We start from the raw sequence: 18,902 nt of genomic DNA on the forward strand, positions 1-18,902 counted from the left end.
CCCCCCTCTTGGGGGAAGCCAGCTCAGCAGAAGGAAAGAAGCCATGGAGCTCAGCAAGCGCCGATTGTTATCCGGGATCGCCGCCCTCACCGCAGGGGCGGCCCTGATCCCCGTGACTCAGGCCCAGTCCGTCCCCGTTCCCCGCAATGGGCGGGCGGCCATCAGCCGGGGGGATGGCCGCAAGCGCTACGGCATGCTGATCGACTTGCACCGCTGCGTCGGTTGTCAGGCCTGCACAGTGGCCTGCACCATAGAGAACCAGCCCCCTCTCGGCCAGTTTCGCACCACCGTCAGCCAGTACGAGGTGAGCGACCTGGCGGCACTCGATGCCCCCGCCTCCCTCTTGATGTTGCCCAGGCTCTGCAACCACTGCGCCGAGCCCGCCTGCCTCGATGTCTGCCCCACGGGCGCCACCTTCCAGCGCGATGACGGCATAGTGGTGGTCAACAACGACTGGTGCGTCGCCTGCGGCTACTGTGTGCAGGCCTGCCCCTATGACGCCCGCTTCATCAACCACGAGACCAACACCGCCGACAAGTGCACCTTCTGCGCCCACCGGCTGGAGGCGGGACTGCTGCCCGCCTGCGTGGAGAGCTGCGTCGGCGAGGCGCGCATCATAGGGGATCTCAACGATCCCAAGAGTCAGATAAGCCGACTGCTGCGTGAGCACGAATCCGCCCTCAAGGTGCTCAAGCCCGAGGCCCATACCCAGCCGCGGGTCTTCTATCTGGGCATGGATGAGGCGTTTGTCAGCAAGATCGACGGCCATCCGGCGCAGCGCACCCTGCTTGGCGACGACGGCAAGGAGATAGCCCATGACCATTAACGAACTGCTGGCCCCGGATCAACCCATCACCTGGCTGCCCTGGGCGGTGCAATATTTCTTCCTCATAGGCCTCGCCTATGGGGCCCTCTGGCTGGGCGCGGCCGATCTGTGGCGCAAGGCACCGGATCGGCGGCTGCAGACCCTGGCCGCCGTGCTGATGATGGGGGCTGGGGTGGTGGCGCCCATAGCCCTGACCGCGGATCTGCACCAGCCCGCCCGGGCCTGGCACTTCTACGCCCAGACCCGCTTCACCTCCATCATGTGGTATGGCGCCTACCTGCTGCCGCTGTTCAGCCTGCTCTCCATGCTGCTGGGCTGGCTGCTGATAAGGCCCAACCTGGCCAGGCGCGGCGAGGAGCATGACAGGGTCGCCGCCCTGGCGCGGCTGCTCTGCCTGGGGAACTGGTCCGGCGAGCCCTGGCTCAAACCGCTTGCCCTGATGGCTATTTTAAGCGGGCTCAGTATCGCCCTCTACACCGGGCTCGAGACCATGGTGGTAGCGGCGCGTCCGCTCTGGCACACCCCCTGGCTCCCCTGGTTGCTGGCGCTGAGCGCCCTGCTGGCGGCCCAGAGCGCCCTGCTGCTGCTCAACCGCCTGCTGGCGGGCTGGCAGCAGGGCACGGAGGCGGGGCTGCTGCGCCAGATCCGCCCGACCCTGGCGCTGCTCGCCTTCTCCCTGCTGGGCTGGGCCCTGCTCGGCGGCGCCTCGGCGGCGGAGGCGAGTGCCCTCTATCGGCTGGATCCTAGCTGGCGGCTGGCGGCCCACTGGTTGCTGCTGACCCTGGCCCTGCTCGGCCTGTTGCTGCTGGCGGGGCACCGATTCTCCCCCCGCCTGCAAGCCTGGGGCCTGGGGCTGCTGGCACTGCACCTGGTGTGGGGCCTGCGCTGGCTGGTGCTTATCCAGGGGCAGTTGGCGCCGAAATATGGCGCCGGTGTCTATGTCTACCAGATAGCCTGGGGGCCGGCCGGGGTGCTCGGCATCCTCGGCACCTTCGGCCTGCTGCTGGCCCTGCTGGTGGCGCTCTCCGAGCTGGTGCGCGCCCCGGCTCTGCCATCCGCCACAACGTCATCTGCCACCCAGGCAGCCACCACCCATTGCGCTCGCGAGGCACTCTGATGGATCACAGCAAACGCAAATTTCTCAAGGGAGCCGCCATCGCCGGGGGCACGGGGCTCTTCGTGGCCGGTTACAGCGACACCCTCAAGCAGGTGGCGAGCGGGGTGGCCACCGGCAGCTCGGGCAAGCCGACCCGGGATCCCATCCACGGCAACTCCCTGGCGGTGGAGTACAGGGTCGATGAGCGAGGGGAACTTCACCCCAACCCGGCGCAGCGCCTCGCCAACACCATGTGCCTCGGCTGCTGGACCCTGTGCGGGGTGCGGGCCCGCATCGACAACGAGAGCGACAAGATAGTGCGTATCCTCGGCAACCCCTATCACCCCCTCTCGGCCCTGCACCACATCGACTTCAAGACGCCGGTCAAGCAGGCGCTGCTCGCTACCAGCGGCTATCAGGAGGGGGGCCTGGATGGCCGCTCCACCGCCTGCGCCCGGGGCAACGCCATGCTGGAGCAGCTCGACAGCCCGCACAGGGTCACCCGCTGTCTCAAGCGGGTCGGCCCCCGTGGCAGCGGCCGCTGGCAGAGCATCCCCTTCGAACAGCTAATCGAGGAGGTGGTGGAGGGGGGAGATCTGTTCGGGGAGGGCCAGGTTGAAGGGCTCAGGGCCATCCGCAACCTGGCCGAGCCGCTCGATCCCGCCAACCCGGAATATGGCCCCAGGGCCAACCAGCTGCTGGTGAGCAACGCCTCGGACGAGGGGCGCGACGCCTTCATCAAGCGCTTCACCTTCAACAGCTTCGGCACCCGCAACTTCGCGAACCACGGCGCCTACTGCGGCCTGTCATTCCGGGTCGGGGCCGGCGCCCTGCTGGACGATCTGGAGAAGAACGCCCACCTCAAGCCAGACTGGGACGAGAGCGACTTCCTGCTGTTTATGGGCACCTCTCCCCAGCAGTCCGGCAACCCCTTCAAACGCCAGTCCCGCCAGCTGGCGGCGGGGCGGGCACGGCAGGGCAAGCCCTTCTCCTATGTGGTGGTGGCGCCGAGCCTGCCGAACACGGTGAACATGCCGTCCGCTCCCGCCAACCGCTGGCTGCCCATCAGGCCCGCCACGGACTCGGCCCTGGCCATGGCCATGCTGCGCTGGATCATCGACAACGAGCGCTACGCCGAACCCTTCCTGGCGGCCCCCAATGCCGAGGCCGCCGAGCGGGCCGGCTATCGCGGTTTCAGCAACGCCAGCCATCTGGTGGTCTGCGACGAGTCGCACCCCCGCTTCGGCCAGATGTTGCACGCCAGCGATCTGGGGCTGCCCTTTGAGGGCGAGGCCTATGGCGAGGGGGATGCCGTGCTGGTGGTCGAAGAGGGGAGTGACGAGCCGACACCGGCCGGGCAGTGCGAGCGGGCCCGACTCTGGGTGGCGCGCAGCATTTCGACCCCGGGCGGGGAGTTGGCGGTCAAGAGCAGCTTCCAGCTGCTGGCCGAGGCGAGCCGGGAGCATACCCTCGAGCAATACAGCGCCGAGTGCGCCGTGCCGGTGGCCGACATCGAGGCCCTTGCCCGGGAGTTCACCAGCCACGGCACCCGGGCGGCGGTGATCACCCACGGCGGCACCATGAGCGCCAACGGCTTCTACACGGCCTGGGCCATCATGATGCTCAACGCCATGATAGGAAACCTCAACGCCAAGGGGGGCGCCGTGGCGAGCGGCGGCAAGTTTGACCCCTTCGGCGCAGGGCCGCGCTACGATCTGGCGAGTTTCCCCGGCATGGTGAAACCCGCCGGCGTCTTCCTGTCCCGCTCCAAGTTCCCCTACGAGAAGACCTCCGAATATCGCCGCAAGAAAGAGGCGGGGCAGAACCCCTATCCGGCTCACGAGCCCTGGTTCCCCATCTCGGGCCCCCTGCTCGGCGAGCACCTGACCGCGGCGGTGAGCGGTTATCCCTACCGTGCCAAGGCCTGGATCAACCACATGGGCAACCCCCTCTACGGTCAGGCCGGGCTGCACCAGGCCATAGGTGAGCAGTTGAAAGACCCCAAGGTGCTGCCGCTCTTTGTCAGCATCGACAGCTTCATCAACGAATCCTCGGCGCTGTCGGACTACATAGTGCCGGACACCCTGACCTACGAGTCCTGGGGTTGGGCCACCGCCTGGCACGGGGTCATGACCAAGGTCTCGACCGGCCGCTGGCCCGTGGTGGAGCCTCGTGTCGTCAAGACAGCCTCGGGGGATCCGGTCTGCATGGAGTCTTTCCTCATCGCCGTGGCGAAACGCCTGGGGTTGCCGGGTTTTGGCGAGGGGGCCCTGAAAGGGGCGGATGGCAAGCTGCACGGTCTTCATAAGGCGGCGGACTTCTCCCTCTACGGCGCGGCCAACGTCGCCTATCTGGGTGAGCCCGTGCCCCCCATAGAGCCTGAGGATCTCGCCTGGTCTGGGGTGGAACGCATCCTGCCGACCCTCAACGCCACCCTGAGCACCGAGGAGGCGAGCCGCGCCGCCTATCTCTACGCCAGGGGCGGGCGCTTCGAGCCGGTGGCCAAGGGACGTGACGAGGCGGGGCAACCGAGCAAGCGCTGGCCCAAGCCGCTGATGTTGTGGAACCCGGCGGTGGGCAGCCGCCGTCACAGCCAGAGCGGCCAGTTCCTGAGCGGCACCCCGCGCTTCTTCCGGGCCCAGCTCGCCGACGGCACGCCGCTCAATGAGGCGTTCAAGCCGGCCCAGTGGCCCCTGCTGCTCACCAGCTACAAGTCCCACACCATGAGCTCCATGAGCATAAGCTCGGATCGCCTGCGCCAGGTGCACCCCAGCAACGGGGTGCGGCTCAACGCCCAGACGGCGGCGCGCCTCGGCATAGTGAGCGGGGACAGGGTGCGGGTCAGTACCCCCAATGGCAGCGTGATCGGGCTGGCCGAGTGCGTGGCCGGGGTGCAGGAAGATGCCATCGCCATTGAACACGGCTTCGGTCACAAGGAGCTGGGGGCGCGGGAGCACTGGGTAGACGGCCAGCCGGTGGCGGCCAGCGCCCTGCGCGGCGCCGGGGTGAACCTCAACGATCTGGCGGTGCTGGATCCCAGCCGCCACGGCCGCTACCCCCTGGTGGACTGGGCCATCGGCTCCTCGGCCCGCCAGGGCTTGCCGGCCCGGGTCGAGAAGCTGGTCTAGCGCCAGCTGCAAAAAAGCGGGGCCATCATGGCCCCGCTTTTCATTGAGTGATCCTGAACATCACTTGTCCAGTTCGAAGTCCACCCACACCAGGCGGTGATCCGAGCTCACTCCCTTGGCGATGCCGAGCTGTGCGTCATACACCAGGTGGTAGCCGGGCTCGAAGCTGGCGGGCCAGAACACCCCCGAGGCGACCGCATTGAGGTTGGCGGAGGGGAGCAGGTGATCGAGCTGCAGGCCGCTGCTGCTGCTGATGCGCTCCGGGGTGGTGCGGCCGTTGTTGCGCTTGCACTGATCCGGCTGGCTGGCGAGGCACTCGGGGCCACCCTGGCTGACCGGGATCAGGGCGCCGTTGGTGACTGCCTGGTTGACCAGCGCATGGTTGTGCAGGTCCTGGATGGCACTGAGATCCCCGTCCCCCGCTTGCGGATCGGCGTTGAGATCCCCGGCGATGACGAAGCGGGCACCCGCCGGCAGACCACCCGCCTTGCCCCCATCGTCCACCATGTAGCTGGCGCTCTCCACATAGTCCTGCCAGAAGGCGACCTCGGCCCTGTTGTGCTTGACGTTGTGGCGCGCCGCATTGCCGAAGATGGGGGGCGTGGGGTGGGAGATGAGGAAGTGGACCACCACCTCCTTGTTGCCCTGTTTGATGCGCACCGGCACGTCCGCGTGGTTCTTGGAGGAGAGCGGGAATTGCGCCCAGGCCGCGGCGTCATACCAGGGCTCGCCACACTGACGGCCGGCCGGGATCGGCGCCTTGGGGTTGTTGCAGTCGTCGATGATGGGGTTGACTTCGCCCGGCATGTCCTTCCACTTGAAGTGCTGGAAGGTGCGGATCTGTTTGGTGTCGATGGGATATTTCGACATCACCGCGAAGGCGTACTGGCCGTGGTAGTTGCCAAAGCCCCAGGCGTCGTCCGGCCCGCTGCTGTGCTTGCCGTCCAGGTTGAGATCATGACCGCTCATCAGGCCGGTGTTGGTGGCGAAATTCTGCATCACAGGGTAGCTGATGGCCTGCGCCTCGCCGTGCTGGGCATGGGCCAGGTAGTTGTCGTTGAACGCCTTGAGATCCGTTGTGCTCTCGCCCTTGCCGTCGTTGTCGAATTCGTTCAGCAGGAACACATCCGGCCGGGTGCGCTGCACTATCTCGGCGATATTGCGGATCTGCTGCACGTTTTTGGCCTGGGTTATTTCGGCCTTGCCGAGGCTGGTGTCGCCCTCCTGGTAGCGGGCCAGCAGGGTGTCCTGGGCGGCGCGGTCCAGCGCCAGTTCGCCGGAGAGCATGCCGGGGGCGGTGCGATCGAAGGAGAGGTTGAAGGTAGCGAAGCGAACCATGGGATCTGGGGCCTTGGAGTCATTGTTGCTGTGACAGCCTGCCATCAATCCGAGGGAAATGGCAGCGGCGAGCAGGGTCTTGTGGCTATTTTTCATTGTAATATTCCGTAGCATCAACAGGTTATGCCAGGGCACCGAAGAGGCCCAGGCGGGCCCATTATAGAGATGCTGATCTGAAACGGGCTCTGAATGAGCCAAAGTGTGAGTCCATTCACAGCCTGAAGAAGAGGAAGGGGCAGCCAGGCCCTGTGGTGGTACGGGCCTGGCCGTTCTGGATAAGTGCGAGGGCAAAAGAAGCTGGCGCCCTGGCCCCGGTTGACCCTCTGGTCCCGGGTGCCTAGGACCAGCGGGAGAGGGGGGAGGGCATGGCGTAGGCGTAGCCCTGCTGATAGTCGCAGCCGAGGCGGTTCGCTATCTCGACATGGGTCTGGGTCTCCACCCCCTCGCACACCACGGCCATGCCGAGGCGCTGCAGGTAGGCCACCAGGCCCACCAGCATCTTGAAGGCGTGTGAGGTGCGTGCCGCCTGCAGCAGCAGGGAGCGGTCCAGCTTGACTACCTCGTAGGGCAGGGCCATCAGGCGCTGAAAGTTGCACTCCCGGGAGCCGAAGTCATCGCAGGCGATGTGGGCGCCATGGGCGCGCAGCACCTCTATCAGCTCCCTGTATTGGCTCTCCAGCCGGGCGTATTCCAGCACCTCGAACCAGATGTCGATCCCCACCTTGCGTGCCTGCATCAGCACCAGCAGCAACAGGTTCTGATAGGTCGGGCTGGAGAGTGCCGGGTTGAGGTTGATGGAGAGCGTATAGGGCCCCCCCTTCGCCAGGACAGGCAGATCCCTCATGATGGCCCTGAGCATGACGATATCCAGATGCAGGGATTCGTCCTGGCTGAGGGAGGCAAAATCGATGCCTTTGTAACACTGGGCCACCGGATCCCAGCGCCTGGCCAGCGCCTCATAGCCCTTGACCTGACGGTCCCGACCTATGATCGGCTGGTAAAAGGGAACGGCGACATCCGCCATGGCCATCGTGGCCATGGCACTCATCGGATACTCTTCTTTGAACGCAAACATGGCTCTCACCTGATGGCGATGGATGGCTGCGCATAATACAGGGTGCAGCCACCCGGCAGCTGTAGGAATTATCTGATAATGAGCCTGCCGCCTGAAATTCAATATAGGATTATTCCGATTAACATCCCCCGGCAGGCTGCATAAACTGGCCCCAGTGATATTCGAACGGCTCATTAATAGCTTGTTCAAGAAATAGTGCCGCAATAAATTCAGTCTGGAATAAAGATGAGAAACCTATTTTTTATTTTGTTGCTGATGCTCAGCGGCAACGTATCGGCATCGGCCGAAATCAGCATAGGCACCCTTTTTGACTATATGTCAGGTCAGCAGGGAACTTATTTGAAGCGGATCCGAAATCAGGGCGATACCACCGCCTTCGTCAAGGTAGCCATTCACGAAATAACCTATGACGGCGCCGGCCAGCCCCGTGAGTCGGCGGAGCTGACCGAAGGCAACCGGGCCCTGATTGCCAGCCCGTCGCGCCTGATCATCCCGGCCAAAGGGGTACAGGCTACCCGCTTGCTCTATATGGGGGCGCGGGACAAGGAGCGCTATTTCAGGGTTCGCTTTATTCCCGTGCTGCCCAGGAAAGAGGATGGATTCGATATGGATGGCCAGAGTATTGATGCTCAGCAACAAGTCTCTGCCGGCGTAAATATATTGACCGGGTTCGGCGCCATTATTTTTGTCATGCCAAAAGAGACCCGCTTTGATACGAAATTGATAGAGACCGACACCATGACCACAGTCGTGAATAACGGTAATGCCACCATAGTGCTGGACTTTTTCGAGGAGTGTGATGGACGGGCAAAAAACTGTTCAACACCAGGAAAAATTCATCTGTTGCCGAGCATGAAGAAGCAACTTGTGAAACAGAAAGATCACCTCTATCGCTTTGCGCTGATTGAGGGTGACCAGAGTAGAAACATGGTGATTGGACACTGATGTTTCTTGTTTATACAGAGGAGAGAGTAATGAAAGTATGGATTGTTGCGCCCCTGGCGATGCTGGTATCGGCCCATCTGATGGCGGCAGAACGCATTGAACATCAGGTCACAGTGACCGCCCAGATCCCGAGCGAGGCCTTCTATGTGCAGCCGACCGGTGGCGACAACTGGATGAGCACGCCGCAGAAGCTGGCCTACAACCCCTACACCAAGAAGCTGGACACGCTGAGCAAGCAGCTGGATGCCAAGAGCACCATAGGCGCCATCACCGGCTACCTGACCAACCCGGCCGTGATGGCCAGCGGCAACGACAACATTCCCCTGACCATCAAGGTGGGTGGTGTCGCCCTGTCGACCACCTCAGTCGAGGTGATGAAGGCAGAGGATGCCAAGACCGGCAAGTTGCTGGGACTGGAAGTGATCCCCGCCGACGCCCCTGTGGCCGGCTATCAGCCCGGCAACTATCAGGGCGTGGTGAACATGATGTTTGAATCGGAAGCGCCCAAAAAGCCCTAAGCAAATGACGGCGATTAAGTTCGGCTCCCTGTATCGGGGGAGCCTTTTTTGTTTGCGCTGATGCCAAGAGTGAGATGACCCGTGCCCTATTTCTCTTTCCTGCTGGCGCTGGCCCTGGCCCTGCTGGGCCAGCCTGTCTGGGCAACTGAGAGTCGTGCCACCCAGCCCCTCGATGTGTTGCAACAAGCCCAAGACTTGCCTGATGGCTTTGCCGATCACTTCTTCGACGTCCCGCTGGCGGTGCGCATCCTAGTGGATGGGCAACTGCTGGGGGAGGGCGAGATAGTGCTGGGCAAAGACACCAGCGTACAACTGCTGACCCTGACCGACGGCCACGAGAGTGAGCTGGACGAGCGCACACGCCAGCGCTGGGTCGAGGTGTTGGCCGTGCCCCACCGCCTGGGCCCGTGCCAGGGCGAGTGTGCCAATGGCGTGCTGGCCCTGGAGTACAGCCTGGAGAACTCCCAGCTCTCGGTGCTGACCACCCGGGTGGAGAGCGGCTCACAGCAGACCCGCTACCACCAGTTGCCCACCGCGGGCAGCTATGGCGCCCTGATGCGCCATCAGCTGAACCTGACCCTGGGGGAGGAAGAGCAGCGCAGCGGCCGCTACAACCTGACGGCCCAGGGCAGCCTCGGCCAGTGGACCCCCTTGCTGGAAGGGGAGCTGAGCCAGTTTTCCGGCCAGCCTGCCCAGCACCATGTGCAGCAGCTCTATGCCGAGCATGAGGGAGAGGGGCGCTTCTACCGGCTGGGCTATTTCTCCCCCTATGCCCAGGGGCTGGTGCGCCAGCCTGCCCAGTTTGGCGGCGGCACGCCGACCGTGCTCGGGGTCATGCTGGGGGATTCGGACACCCTGCTGGTGGAGCAGGGCAAGGCCAGCACTGTCCCGCTCTATGTCACCCCGAGTCGGCCCGGCATGGTCGAGATCTACAAGGATGGCTTGCTCATCAACTCCCAGCAGGTGGGCTCTGGGCTGCAGGCCCTGGATACCCGGGTGCTGCCCACCGGCATCTACGAGGTGGAGCTGCGGGTGCTGGAAGATGGCCAGGTGACCGAGCGGCGGCGGGAGATGATCTACAAACCGGGCAACTGGCAAAACCCGGAGGAGGCCTGGCGCTTCAACCTGTTTCTGGGCCAGCAGACCCGGCTGCTCAGCGACCGGGAAGAGAAGCGCCCCGAGAGCACGAGCGGCGGCGTCATGCTCAACCACCTGCTCACCCCCTCGGTGATCCTGGGGGCGTCCAGCCAGTACATAGACCAGCGCTGGCAGCATGGTCTCTCGGCGGACTGGAGCCCGGGCAACCAGTGGCGGCTGTTTGGCAACCTGATGGCGACCCAGGGGGTGGGCACCGGCTTCGATCTGCAGGCGCTGTATCACTATGGGGATGGCAGCCTGGTGCTCAGTCATCAGCAGCAGCGCTATCAGGAGCTGCGGGGGGGGGAGGCGCGTGACCTTGCCCAGAGCAACCTGTCGTTGCAGCAGCGACTCGATGAGCATCACTCCGCCAACCTCTATCTGGCGTACCGGGAGGGGCAGGGGCTGGGGGCCGATCTGGGCTGGCGTTACAACGGCGAGCTGCTCGGCCAGGGGGTGAGCTGGAACCTGACGGTGTTCGACCGCCCCGGCAGTATCAGCACCGACAATGCGCGGGACAGGGGCAGCATGCTCTCCCTGAGCATGAACCTTGGGGGAGAGCGCAGCCAGCTTGCCATCGGCATTGGCAGCCGGACCTCCCGCTCCGGCGGGCAGGAGCGCAATGCCTCCCTCGGATACCAGCAGTGGCTGGAGTGGGGCGCCTTGCAGAGCGTCGGGGCCAACCTGACCACAGACAGCTATGGGGTCGGGATGGCGGGCCATGCCCGCTTTCAGGGGGCACTCGCCAGTGGCGACGCCCACCTGCTCTCTTCTTCCTACAACCGGGCCTTGAGTGGCGGGCTCAACCTCGACAGCACCCTGGCCTTTGGCGATGAGGGCAGCCTGACCCTGACCGGTCAACCCCAGGGGTATGAGGCGGGCATGATAGTGGATCTGGAGTCCGACCTTCCCGAGCTGGCCCTGCGCGCCTATGACGATCAGGGAGGGAATGTGGTGCTGCGCCCCGGCCGCAACCTGGTGCCCGTCACCGCCTATCGCGGCGGTGCCGTGCAACTGGACATGGCGGGCGCCGAGTCGCCGTCGGTGACCATTCGCCCCAACCTGCTGCCCTATCACCTCAACAAGGGGGGGGTGGCCTATCACAGGGTGCGGGTGATGAAGACGGTGACAGTGATAGGTCGCCTGCTGGATGGGCAGGGGACACCGCTCAAGGGGGCCATGGTGGTCAACCACGCGGGGCGTACCGTCAGCGAGGCCGATGGCTTCTTTGCGGTGGAGATGAGCGAGCGAAACCCCAGCCTGCAGGTGGAATTCCATGGTGCGCAGCAGTGCGATCTGGCGCTGGATACGGCCCGTACCGAGCGTCAGCAGGATCTGTTGTTGCTGGGGGATCTGGTGTGCAGCCCCGAAATTTGGGCCAGCCAATAGGCCCTCGAACAGGAGTCGAAGATGAGAGTGGAGATGAGGCGTTGTGGCTGGTGGCTGGCCCTGTTGATCGGGGGGGCCGCCCAGGGCGCCACCCTGAATGTGACGGCGGAATATAACCCGGCGACCTATGAGGCGGGGGGAGCCAAGTTCATCAACACCACCCCCTGCACCCAGTTTCCGGACGCGACCGGCTTCTGGTGCAGCACCACGGCCACAGTGGAGACGCCCCAGGCCGTTCGGTTCGATGCCAATATCAAGCGAAAGGTGAAGGAGAGCCGCGACAGCCGGGAGGGGGTGCACTATCTCGGTTTTCCGGGCGCCCGTGACGTGACCCTGGTCAAGCAGGGCGGGGGAGCCTCCTACACCCTCAAATTTATCGTGACGTCGGTCGGCTCCGAGATGAATGTGGGCTCGGTGCCCGCAGACACCACTATCTCGGAAAAAGGGGATTGTGCTTACGTCAGTGCATGGAAGAACAGCTCGTCTCTGTTCGTCTATCGCAACGTCAAAGAGTCCGCCAGCGCATCCGGTGGCCGCTGCCATGGACAAAACACGGGCTCGGTGGGCAAGGATCTCAATATCAGTTCGATTTACCTGGGGTATAAATTGAAAGCCCCCAATCCACTGGCGATGGAAAATGGCACCTATACCGGCAAACTGACTTTATCCATGGGGCATAACCTGGACTTCGATTTCGGCGCCGGCACTTATACGGACAATCAGCTGACCGTGAATTTCACCATCAAGGTTCGCCATCAAATCAAGATTGATTTTCCGGCCGGCGGGAATCGCGTCGTCTTGCAGCCCCCAGGGGGATGGCTTCACTGGATTTATCGTACCCCGGATTATCTGGATGCGGTGCTGCCGGCGCGCTTCTGGGTCGCAGTTCCTTATCATGCCAGCCTGAGCTGCCAATATCTGAATGCACAGGGGGATGGTTGTCAGATAAAGAACGACAAGAATGGCCATAAAGTACCAGTCAAGGTGTATGGCACCGGCATCCGAAATCAGGAATGGCCTATCTATGCAGGAAAGAAAGACCTGTATTCATATCATAAAATATTGGCTGATAGTAATAGGCCATTCAGATTCGTCGTGGAAAAGAAATCCGTGCAAGAGATGATGAAATATTTTGGCAGCACTTATAAAGGTGATATCACCATTATCATCGATGTGGCCATCAATTAACCCTTATTACAGTCCCATCTCTTTTGCATAGTGAAACAGGGCGCTGTCGCTTTGCAGGCCGAGCCGCAGCATGGCGCTCTTTTTCTGGGTGCTGATGGTCTTGACGCTGCGATTGAGGTACTCCGCCACCTGGGTGACCGACATGCCGCTGGCCAGCAGGCGTACCACCTCGTTCTCCCTGGGGGTGAGCTGCACTGCGGGGGGCTGGTGCAGCAACCCGGCCTCCGCCAGCACGGCGTTGACCGAGTTGCCTATATAGTGCTGGCCTGTCTTTATCTGGCGAATGGCGTCCGTCAATTCATTGAGCACGGCCTTCTTGAGAATGATGCCGCGCACCCCCGACTGGGCAAGTGATTGCAAGATACCGGCGTTGTGTATCTGGGTCAGCACTATGATGGGCAGCTCGGGATATTCCCGTCGCAATTGCTGGATCATGGCCAGACCATCGCAGCGTTCATCCCCCGGCATGCTGAAATCGGTGATCAGCAGGTCGCAGCTATGTTGTTGTAATGTTTTCAATAATTCAGAAACCTGATGGGCTTCGGCAACAATATCGCAACCAATGTGACTCTGGGTAATGAGGCTGCGGATCCCGGCCAGTATCAACGGATGATCATCGGCGAGAATGATTTTAAAAGACATGATTGAGCCTCATATAAATCAATGAATAATATTCAGGGTGTTAAACATGTGGATTATATAATACTTTATGCGCCGATTTTTTCCGAGCAATAAAATGAAACATGTTTCCCAGCTTGCTGACAGGGTGAGATGTTACCCATCGATATTATTTAGACTTGCCACCTTAGTGCTGCTATTTAAATTTGTCCTATATTGCCACTCTGCCATCGCCGCCAGCAAGCCCCCTTTGCAAGTGATAAAAGTGGGGGTGCTGAAAGGCGGCTGGGGGCCATTTCAGCAATGGGATGGAAATAATGGCAGCGGCTTCAGTGTGGAGCTGATGGCCTTATTGGCCAAGAATCTTGACTATCGCATCGAGTGGAAAGCCTATACGGACTGGCGTCATCTATATAAGGCGAGCTGTCGCGGTGACGTCGATATTTTGCTGGATGCCTTTCGCGCCGACGAGCGCAAGTGTATCTCCTACAGCCGTCCCTATTATTCATCCCCGACCGTGGTGGTGGTGCGCCACGACAGCCCCCTGTTTCGGGATGTCAGTGGCCTGAGTCAGGCCAGGATCGCCGTCGAGATCGGGTTTCTGACGGACAAGCTGGTCCGGCTGCACTATCCGTCGGTCTCCCGCATCCTGTTTTCCGATTCGAGCTCGGCCCTGCGCGCCGTGCTGGAGGGGAAGGCCGATGCCTACATTGGCAACCTGCATGTCACCAACGAGTTTATCGGGCAGCACCCTGAGCTGGCCGTGGTGGCCCAGTCCCCCCTCTTGATGGAGAGCCTACATCTGGGAGTCAGCAGGCATAAACCCAGTCTGGGGGTGCGGCTCGACACCGCCATCCAGGCCCTGACTGTGGAGGAGCGTACCGATCTTGAACGGCGCTGGCTGGGGGATAGCCGCCTGAGCTTTCAAGGTCATAGCGGCTTCTTGCTGCGACCGGATGAGCGGGAGTGGCTCGCTCAGTTGCCCCCGCTCAGAGTCGGCCTGCTCGAGGGCTGGGCACCTTTCTCGTTTTTGGACAGTCAGGGGCGGGTGAGCGGGCTCATCGACGACTACCTCGGCCTGTTCAAGGAGAAGCTGGGTCTGGCCTATCGCCATCGAACGGACCCAAGCCGCTCGGCCCTGTTGCAGGCGCAGATCCACCAGGAGGTGGATCTGATAGTGCTGCCCCTTCGCGTCAGCCAGCGGCTCGCCGGTTGGCAGGTGAGCCGGCCTATTGCGTCCTTCCCCGTGGTCATCGCCACTGCCCGTGGCAGCAACAGCATAGGGGGCTTTGCCGAACTGGCGGGCAAGCAGCTGATCGTGACCGATCGCATGCTGGTGAGCGAGCTGAAGGCACGTATCCCCCATGTCATCGTCACCGTGGTGTCCGGCCCTGAGGAGGGGTTGGCCATGGTGGCCGCCGGTCGTGGGGATGCCTATGTGGGCAACCTGGCCGTGCTCTCCCGGGTGATTGATGAGCGCTTCGGCGACAACCTGCACATAGTCGCACCCACCCCGTTTCGGGACGAGCTGGTGGTGGCGGTGCGGGAGTCCTATGCCCCCCTGTTGCCGCTGATCAACCGGGTGCTGGTGAGCATGAGCGACAAGGAGAAACAGCAGATCCGCAATACCTGGCTGGCCTTGAACTACAGCGAAGGTATCCCGTGGCAGAAGCTGCTGCGCACCCTGGTCCCCCTAGGGGCCGGAGTCCTGCTCTTCATCCTCATCCTCAGCATCGCCTACTGGCGCCTGCACCGGGAGATAAGGCGCCGCCGCGAGGTGGAGGCGGCACTCGCCCATGCCAAGGAGCTGGCGGAGCGGGCCGCCAGCAAGAAGGCCGAGTTTCTGGCGACCATGAGCCACGAGATCCGCACCCCCATGAACGGCATCCTCGGCATGGCGGAGCAGTTGAGTTTTACCCCGCTGGATCTCGAGCAGCGCCAGATGGTCGCCATCATCAACCAGGGGGCTGAGGGGCTGCTGCAGCTCATCGGCAATGTGCTGGATTACGCCAAGCTGGATGCAGGCAAGATGCAGCTGGCGCCCACCTCCTTCCTGCTGCGGGAGCTGGCCGACAATGTGCTCACCATGATCAGCAGCGAGGTGGAGCGCAAGGGGTTGCAGATCTATCTGCGGGTGGACGATGAGGTGGGAGCGCGCTTCAACGGGGATGTTCTCAGGCTCAAGCAAGTCTTGTTCAATCTGGTGAGCAATGCGGTCAAGTTCACCGAGCGTGGTTTTATCGAGCTGTCGATAAGTCAGGAGTGGCAGAGTGCCGGTGAACAGCGGCTGCTGTTCGGGGTGCAGGACACCGGCATCGGCATGAGCGCCGAGGTGCAGGCCCGTATCTTCAATGCGTTTGAACAGGCCGACGGCGCCACCACCCGCAACCATGGCGGCACCGGGCTTGGGCTCAGCATCAGCCACACCCTGGCGGAGTTGATGGGGGGAACGCTCAGGCTGGAGAGTGCCCCCGGGGTGGGGACCTTCATCGGCCTCTCCGTCACTCTGGGGCTCGAGCGGCAGAAGGAGTGTGATCCTCTCCTGGCCGGATTGCGGGCCTTCCTGGCCGTGGATGATGAGAGGTTGCGTCATACCCTGCGCCAGCAGCTGCTGTCACTGGGGGTGCAGATGTGGGAGGAACCGGGAGGGGCCGATCTCATCTTCGGCGAGGCGCGGGATCTGCCACACAACGGCATCTGCATCGCCCCCCTTGGCAATGTGCTGGGCTATCAGCGGCGAGACAGAGTCTACTGGCTCAACAGCAATCCTCTGACCTGGCAGGCGGTGCGGGAGGTCTGTCATCGTCAGCTCGGCCTGGGCGAGGTGGCCCCCTTGCCTGCGGCTTCGCCCCTGACAGAGGCCTCCCTGCCGCTGCCCGCTCGGGTGCTGGTGGTGGAAGACAATCCCCTCAACCAGACCCTGATCCGGCGTCAGCTCAGGCAGCTGGATCTGGGGTGCGATCTGGCTGAGCATGGCGGGCAGGCACTCCTCATGCTGGAGCAGCAGCCATATGAGCTCATCCTGTGCGACTGCCAGATGCCGGTGATGGATGGCTACGACTTTACCCGAAGGGTGCGCGCCACCCGGGACCTGGCCTCCCTTCCCATCATCGCCATGACCGCTAATGTGATGCCGGAGCAGGGGCAACGCTGTCTGGCCGCCGGGATGAACGATGTGCTGGGCAAGCCGGTGCTGCTGGAGGGGCTGCGCTGCATGCTGATGAAATGGCGCCTGCTGCCGTCCCCCGGCCTGCTTGACCTGGCCGCGTTGCAGCGCCTGTTCGGGACGGGTGAGCCCTTAGCGCAGATGCTGGGCCAGTTTTGCGAGGAGCTGGTGCAATCCCTGGCACAGGTGCAGGAGAACGACAAGGCGCTGGCAGACTGGGTGCATCGCCAGGCGGGCACCATCTCCATGATGATGGTCGAGGATCTGGCGCGGCAGGCCTGGCATCTGGAGGAGAAGATCCGCCAGCAGGGGGCGAGGGCGTGCGAAGCCGAATTGAGGGAATTCAGGGCACTGCTTGGACGTATAGTCGAGGAGCTGAGGGGGCATCTCCCTCGTGCCTGAGGCTGCCTCAGCGGGCCGCCATGGCCTGCTGGGTGTGCTGGCTCGGAACCGCATGCATGGCTTGGGCCAGCCACTCCCAATCGAGTTTGGGGGATCCTGCCTTGAAGCGCTGGTAGGCCTGGCCCTGCGCAACGGTCAGGAACAGGGTGCTCGGCAGGCCGAGGCGGTTGAGATAGCGCACCATGACATCACCCTGATAATGGCGCAGCCGTTGTTGCAGCTCGGGCAGCGTCAACCCTTGCTCCCGGCCCCTTTCATCCCAGATTTCAAACATGTGAGGGCGTTCCTTGCGATTCGAGGCATTCACTGTTTCGAAAAAGCGGGGGCAGGGCAATTGTCAGATCTGACAGTGTAAAATGACCACTGGCCATAAATGCGAAAACCCGGCGCCAGGCCGGGTTTTCTGAATGATGGTGGAGGGAGAAGGATTCGAACCTTCGAAGGCAGAGCCGTCAGATTTACAGTCTGATCCCTTTGGCCGCTCGGGAACCCCTCCACAGGGGTACTACTTTTTACAGGCCTTTCACGCAATGCAGGAAGATGGTGGAGGGAGAAGGATTCGAACCTTCGAAGGCAGAGCCGTCAGATTTACAGTCTGATCCCTTTGGCCGCTCGGGAACCCCTCCACGGGGTATTTTCCTGATTGTTCGCACTTGAATGGTGGAGGGAGAAGGATTCGAACCTTCGAAGGCAGAGCCGTCAGATTTACAGTCTGATCCCTTTGGCCGCTCGGGAACCCCTCCCCAAGTGCGAGGCCGCATACTACCAGATCCGGCAAGGTTGTGAACCCCTTGGCCGCATTCTGACGACAAAAAAGTGTCAACTGGTTATTTTTTGATATGTTTCGCTCAAAATTCACGCTTTTCAATGACTTTTATGTCGATGTCCTGGGGGGCCGGCAGGGAGGGCATGGACAGAGGAGCCACGATGGGCTCCTCTTTTTTATGCGGGAAAGGGTGGTCGTGGCGAGGTTCAGGCTTCTGAAGTGCGCGCCTGCTGGCAGCCCTGAACTGCGTGGGCGATGAGCTCGAGGGCGTTCTGTTCGCAGGGGGGCAACTCCTCGTCGCATTGGCCGAGCGGGGTGACGCGAGGGCCCCATTTGATGAGGGCGGCTCCCCAGGTCAGACCGGCCCCGAAGGCGGCGGTCAGCAGATAGCTGCCCGGCTTGACCCGGCCCTGTTCCAGCGCCTCGCACAGGGCGATGGGCACGGTGGCGGCGGAGGTGTTGCCGTACTGCTCTATGTTGACCATCACCTTCTCCATGGGGGCGTTCATCCGCTTGGCCAGGGTCTCTATGATGCGCACGTTGGCCTGGTGGGGGACTATGAGGTCGACTTGCTCGGGGGCTATGCCGGCCTGGGCCAGCACGGCACCGGTGGCCTCGCCCATGCCGCGCACGGCGCGCTTGAAGATCTCCTGCCCCTCGAAGTTGAAGGTGAAGAGGCCGTCGATGTCGGCGAAACGCACCCGATCCGTCCCGAAGTTCGGCACGTGCAGTATCTCCCGTGCCTCGCTGTCACAGCCGAGCTTGCTGGCAATCAGGCCGCTCTTCTGCTCGCTCGCCTCTATCACCACGGCGCCCGCGCCGTCGCCAAACAGCACAGCAGTGTCGCGCTTGGCCCAGTCCAGCAGCTGGATGAGACGCTCGGCGCCTATCACCAGCACCTTCTGCATCATGCCGGTCTGCACCAGGGAGGTGGCGACCGAGAGCGCATAGACGAAGCCGGTACAGGCGGCATTGAGGTCGAACACCGCCGCCTTGTGGGCGCCCAGGGCCTGCTGCACGGCAGAGGCACCGTTGGGCACGAGCGTGCCCGGGGTGGCGGTGGCCAGTATGATGCCATCGAGTTCACCTGCGTCCAGACCGGCGCAGGCCAGGGCGCGGCGGGCGGCCAGGGTGGCGAGCGCCTGGGTGCTGACGTGGGAGACCCGACGGGCCTTGATGCCGGTACGCGGATAGATCCACTCATCCGAGGTATCCATGATGGTGCTGAGGTCATCGTTGGTCAGCACTGCGGGGGGCAGGCATTTGCCCCAGCCGGTGATATTGGCGTATTTCATCTTGTTATCGCTTCT

The 18,902-nt window shown here is 62.7% G+C and carries 13 protein-coding genes and 3 tRNA genes; 8 read left to right on the forward strand and 8 right to left on the reverse strand.

The genetic code is table 11. The features are described from left to right. The first annotated feature begins 43 nt into the window (after positions 1-43). From dsrO to ACFWHB_RS04635, 3 genes are read left to right on the forward strand one after another with little or no spacing between them, the layout of a single operon-like run. On the forward strand, positions 44-826 hold the full coding sequence (dsrO, locus tag ACFWHB_RS04625; protein ID WP_395949549.1) for a sulfate reduction electron transfer complex DsrMKJOP subunit DsrO: 783 nt from the start codon (positions 44-46) through the stop codon (positions 824-826). Then, entirely contained in the window at positions 816-1,943 is a 1,128-nt protein-coding gene (gene nrfD, locus ACFWHB_RS04630) for an NrfD/PsrC family molybdoenzyme membrane anchor subunit (RefSeq protein WP_395949550.1), read from the forward strand. Before dsrO ends, nrfD begins: the two co-directional genes overlap by 11 nt. After that, a complete protein-coding gene (locus ACFWHB_RS04635) occupies positions 1,943-5,050 on the forward strand; it encodes a tetrathionate reductase subunit A (protein ID WP_395949551.1) in 3,108 nt (1,035 codons plus the stop codon). The genes nrfD and ACFWHB_RS04635 overlap by 1 nt, the downstream gene beginning before the upstream one ends. Positions 5,051-5,110: 60 nt before the next feature. Here the strand turns inward: ACFWHB_RS04635 and ACFWHB_RS04640 are convergent, their stop codons facing one another. Then, entirely contained in the window at positions 5,111-6,484 is a 1,374-nt protein-coding gene (locus ACFWHB_RS04640) for an endonuclease/exonuclease/phosphatase family protein (RefSeq protein WP_395949552.1), read from the reverse strand. Positions 6,485-6,725: 241 nt separating this feature from the next. Then, entirely contained in the window at positions 6,726-7,463 is a 738-nt protein-coding gene (locus tag ACFWHB_RS04645; protein WP_395949553.1) for an EAL domain-containing protein, read from the reverse strand. Positions 7,464-7,688: 225 nt separating this feature from the next. On the opposite strand from ACFWHB_RS04645, the gene ACFWHB_RS04650 reads away from it, so the two are divergent. From ACFWHB_RS04650 to ACFWHB_RS04665, 4 genes are all read left to right on the forward strand, one after another. Then, a complete protein-coding gene (locus tag ACFWHB_RS04650; RefSeq protein ID WP_290030187.1) occupies positions 7,689-8,408 on the forward strand; it encodes a hypothetical protein in 720 nt (239 codons plus the stop codon). A gap of 29 nt (positions 8,409-8,437) precedes the next feature. Beyond that, a complete protein-coding gene (locus ACFWHB_RS04655; RefSeq protein ID WP_111909846.1) occupies positions 8,438-8,926 on the forward strand; it encodes a CS1 type fimbrial major subunit in 489 nt (162 codons plus the stop codon). A gap of 81 nt (positions 8,927-9,007) precedes the next feature. Next, positions 9,008-11,452 (forward strand): fimbrial biogenesis outer membrane usher protein, encoded by a 2,445-nt coding sequence (locus tag ACFWHB_RS04660; RefSeq protein ID WP_395949554.1) that lies wholly within the window; start codon positions 9,008-9,010, stop codon positions 11,450-11,452. A 21-nt stretch (positions 11,453-11,473) separates the two neighbouring features. After that, the gene (locus ACFWHB_RS04665) at positions 11,474-12,640 is read left to right on the forward strand and encodes a hypothetical protein (protein WP_395949555.1); all 1,167 of its coding nucleotides are present in this window, start codon (positions 11,474-11,476) and stop codon (positions 12,638-12,640) included. Between the two features lie 6 nt (positions 12,641-12,646). Here ACFWHB_RS04665 and ACFWHB_RS04670 read toward each other — a convergent pair whose 3' ends face one another. Further along, positions 12,647-13,282 (reverse strand): response regulator, encoded by a 636-nt coding sequence (locus ACFWHB_RS04670; RefSeq protein WP_234690550.1) that lies wholly within the window; start codon positions 13,280-13,282, stop codon positions 12,647-12,649. Positions 13,283-13,376: 94 nt separating this feature from the next. On the opposite strand from ACFWHB_RS04670, the gene ACFWHB_RS04675 reads away from it, so the two are divergent. Further along, positions 13,377-16,826 carry an ATP-binding protein gene (locus ACFWHB_RS04675; protein WP_395949556.1) on the forward strand — a complete coding sequence of 1,150 codons (3,450 nt, stop codon included), beginning with the start codon at positions 13,377-13,379 and terminating at the stop codon, positions 16,824-16,826. Between the two features lie 7 nt (positions 16,827-16,833). Here the strand turns inward: ACFWHB_RS04675 and ACFWHB_RS04680 are convergent, their stop codons facing one another. From ACFWHB_RS04680 to ACFWHB_RS04700, 5 genes are all read right to left on the reverse strand, one after another. Continuing rightward, complete coding sequence (locus ACFWHB_RS04680) at positions 16,834-17,100, reverse strand: hypothetical protein (RefSeq protein ID WP_111909851.1); 267 nt, start codon at positions 17,098-17,100, stop codon at positions 16,834-16,836. A gap of 137 nt (positions 17,101-17,237) precedes the next feature. Beyond that, positions 17,238-17,322, reverse strand: a tRNA-Tyr gene (locus tag ACFWHB_RS04685). Positions 17,323-17,367: 45 nt separating this feature from the next. Further along, positions 17,368-17,452, reverse strand: a tRNA-Tyr gene (locus tag ACFWHB_RS04690). Positions 17,453-17,484: 32 nt separating this feature from the next. Next, positions 17,485-17,569 (reverse strand) — tRNA-Tyr (locus ACFWHB_RS04695). A gap of 229 nt (positions 17,570-17,798) precedes the next feature. Beyond that, positions 17,799-18,887, reverse strand: coding sequence for a ketoacyl-ACP synthase III (locus ACFWHB_RS04700; protein ID WP_395949557.1), 1,089 nt, complete (start codon positions 18,885-18,887; stop codon positions 17,799-17,801). Positions 18,888-18,902 lie beyond the last annotated feature (15 nt).

The sequence above is a fragment of the Aeromonas mytilicola subsp. aquatica genome, from assembly GCF_044336385.1.
Taxonomy (GTDB): Bacteria; Pseudomonadota; Gammaproteobacteria; order Enterobacterales; family Aeromonadaceae; genus Aeromonas; species Aeromonas rivipollensis.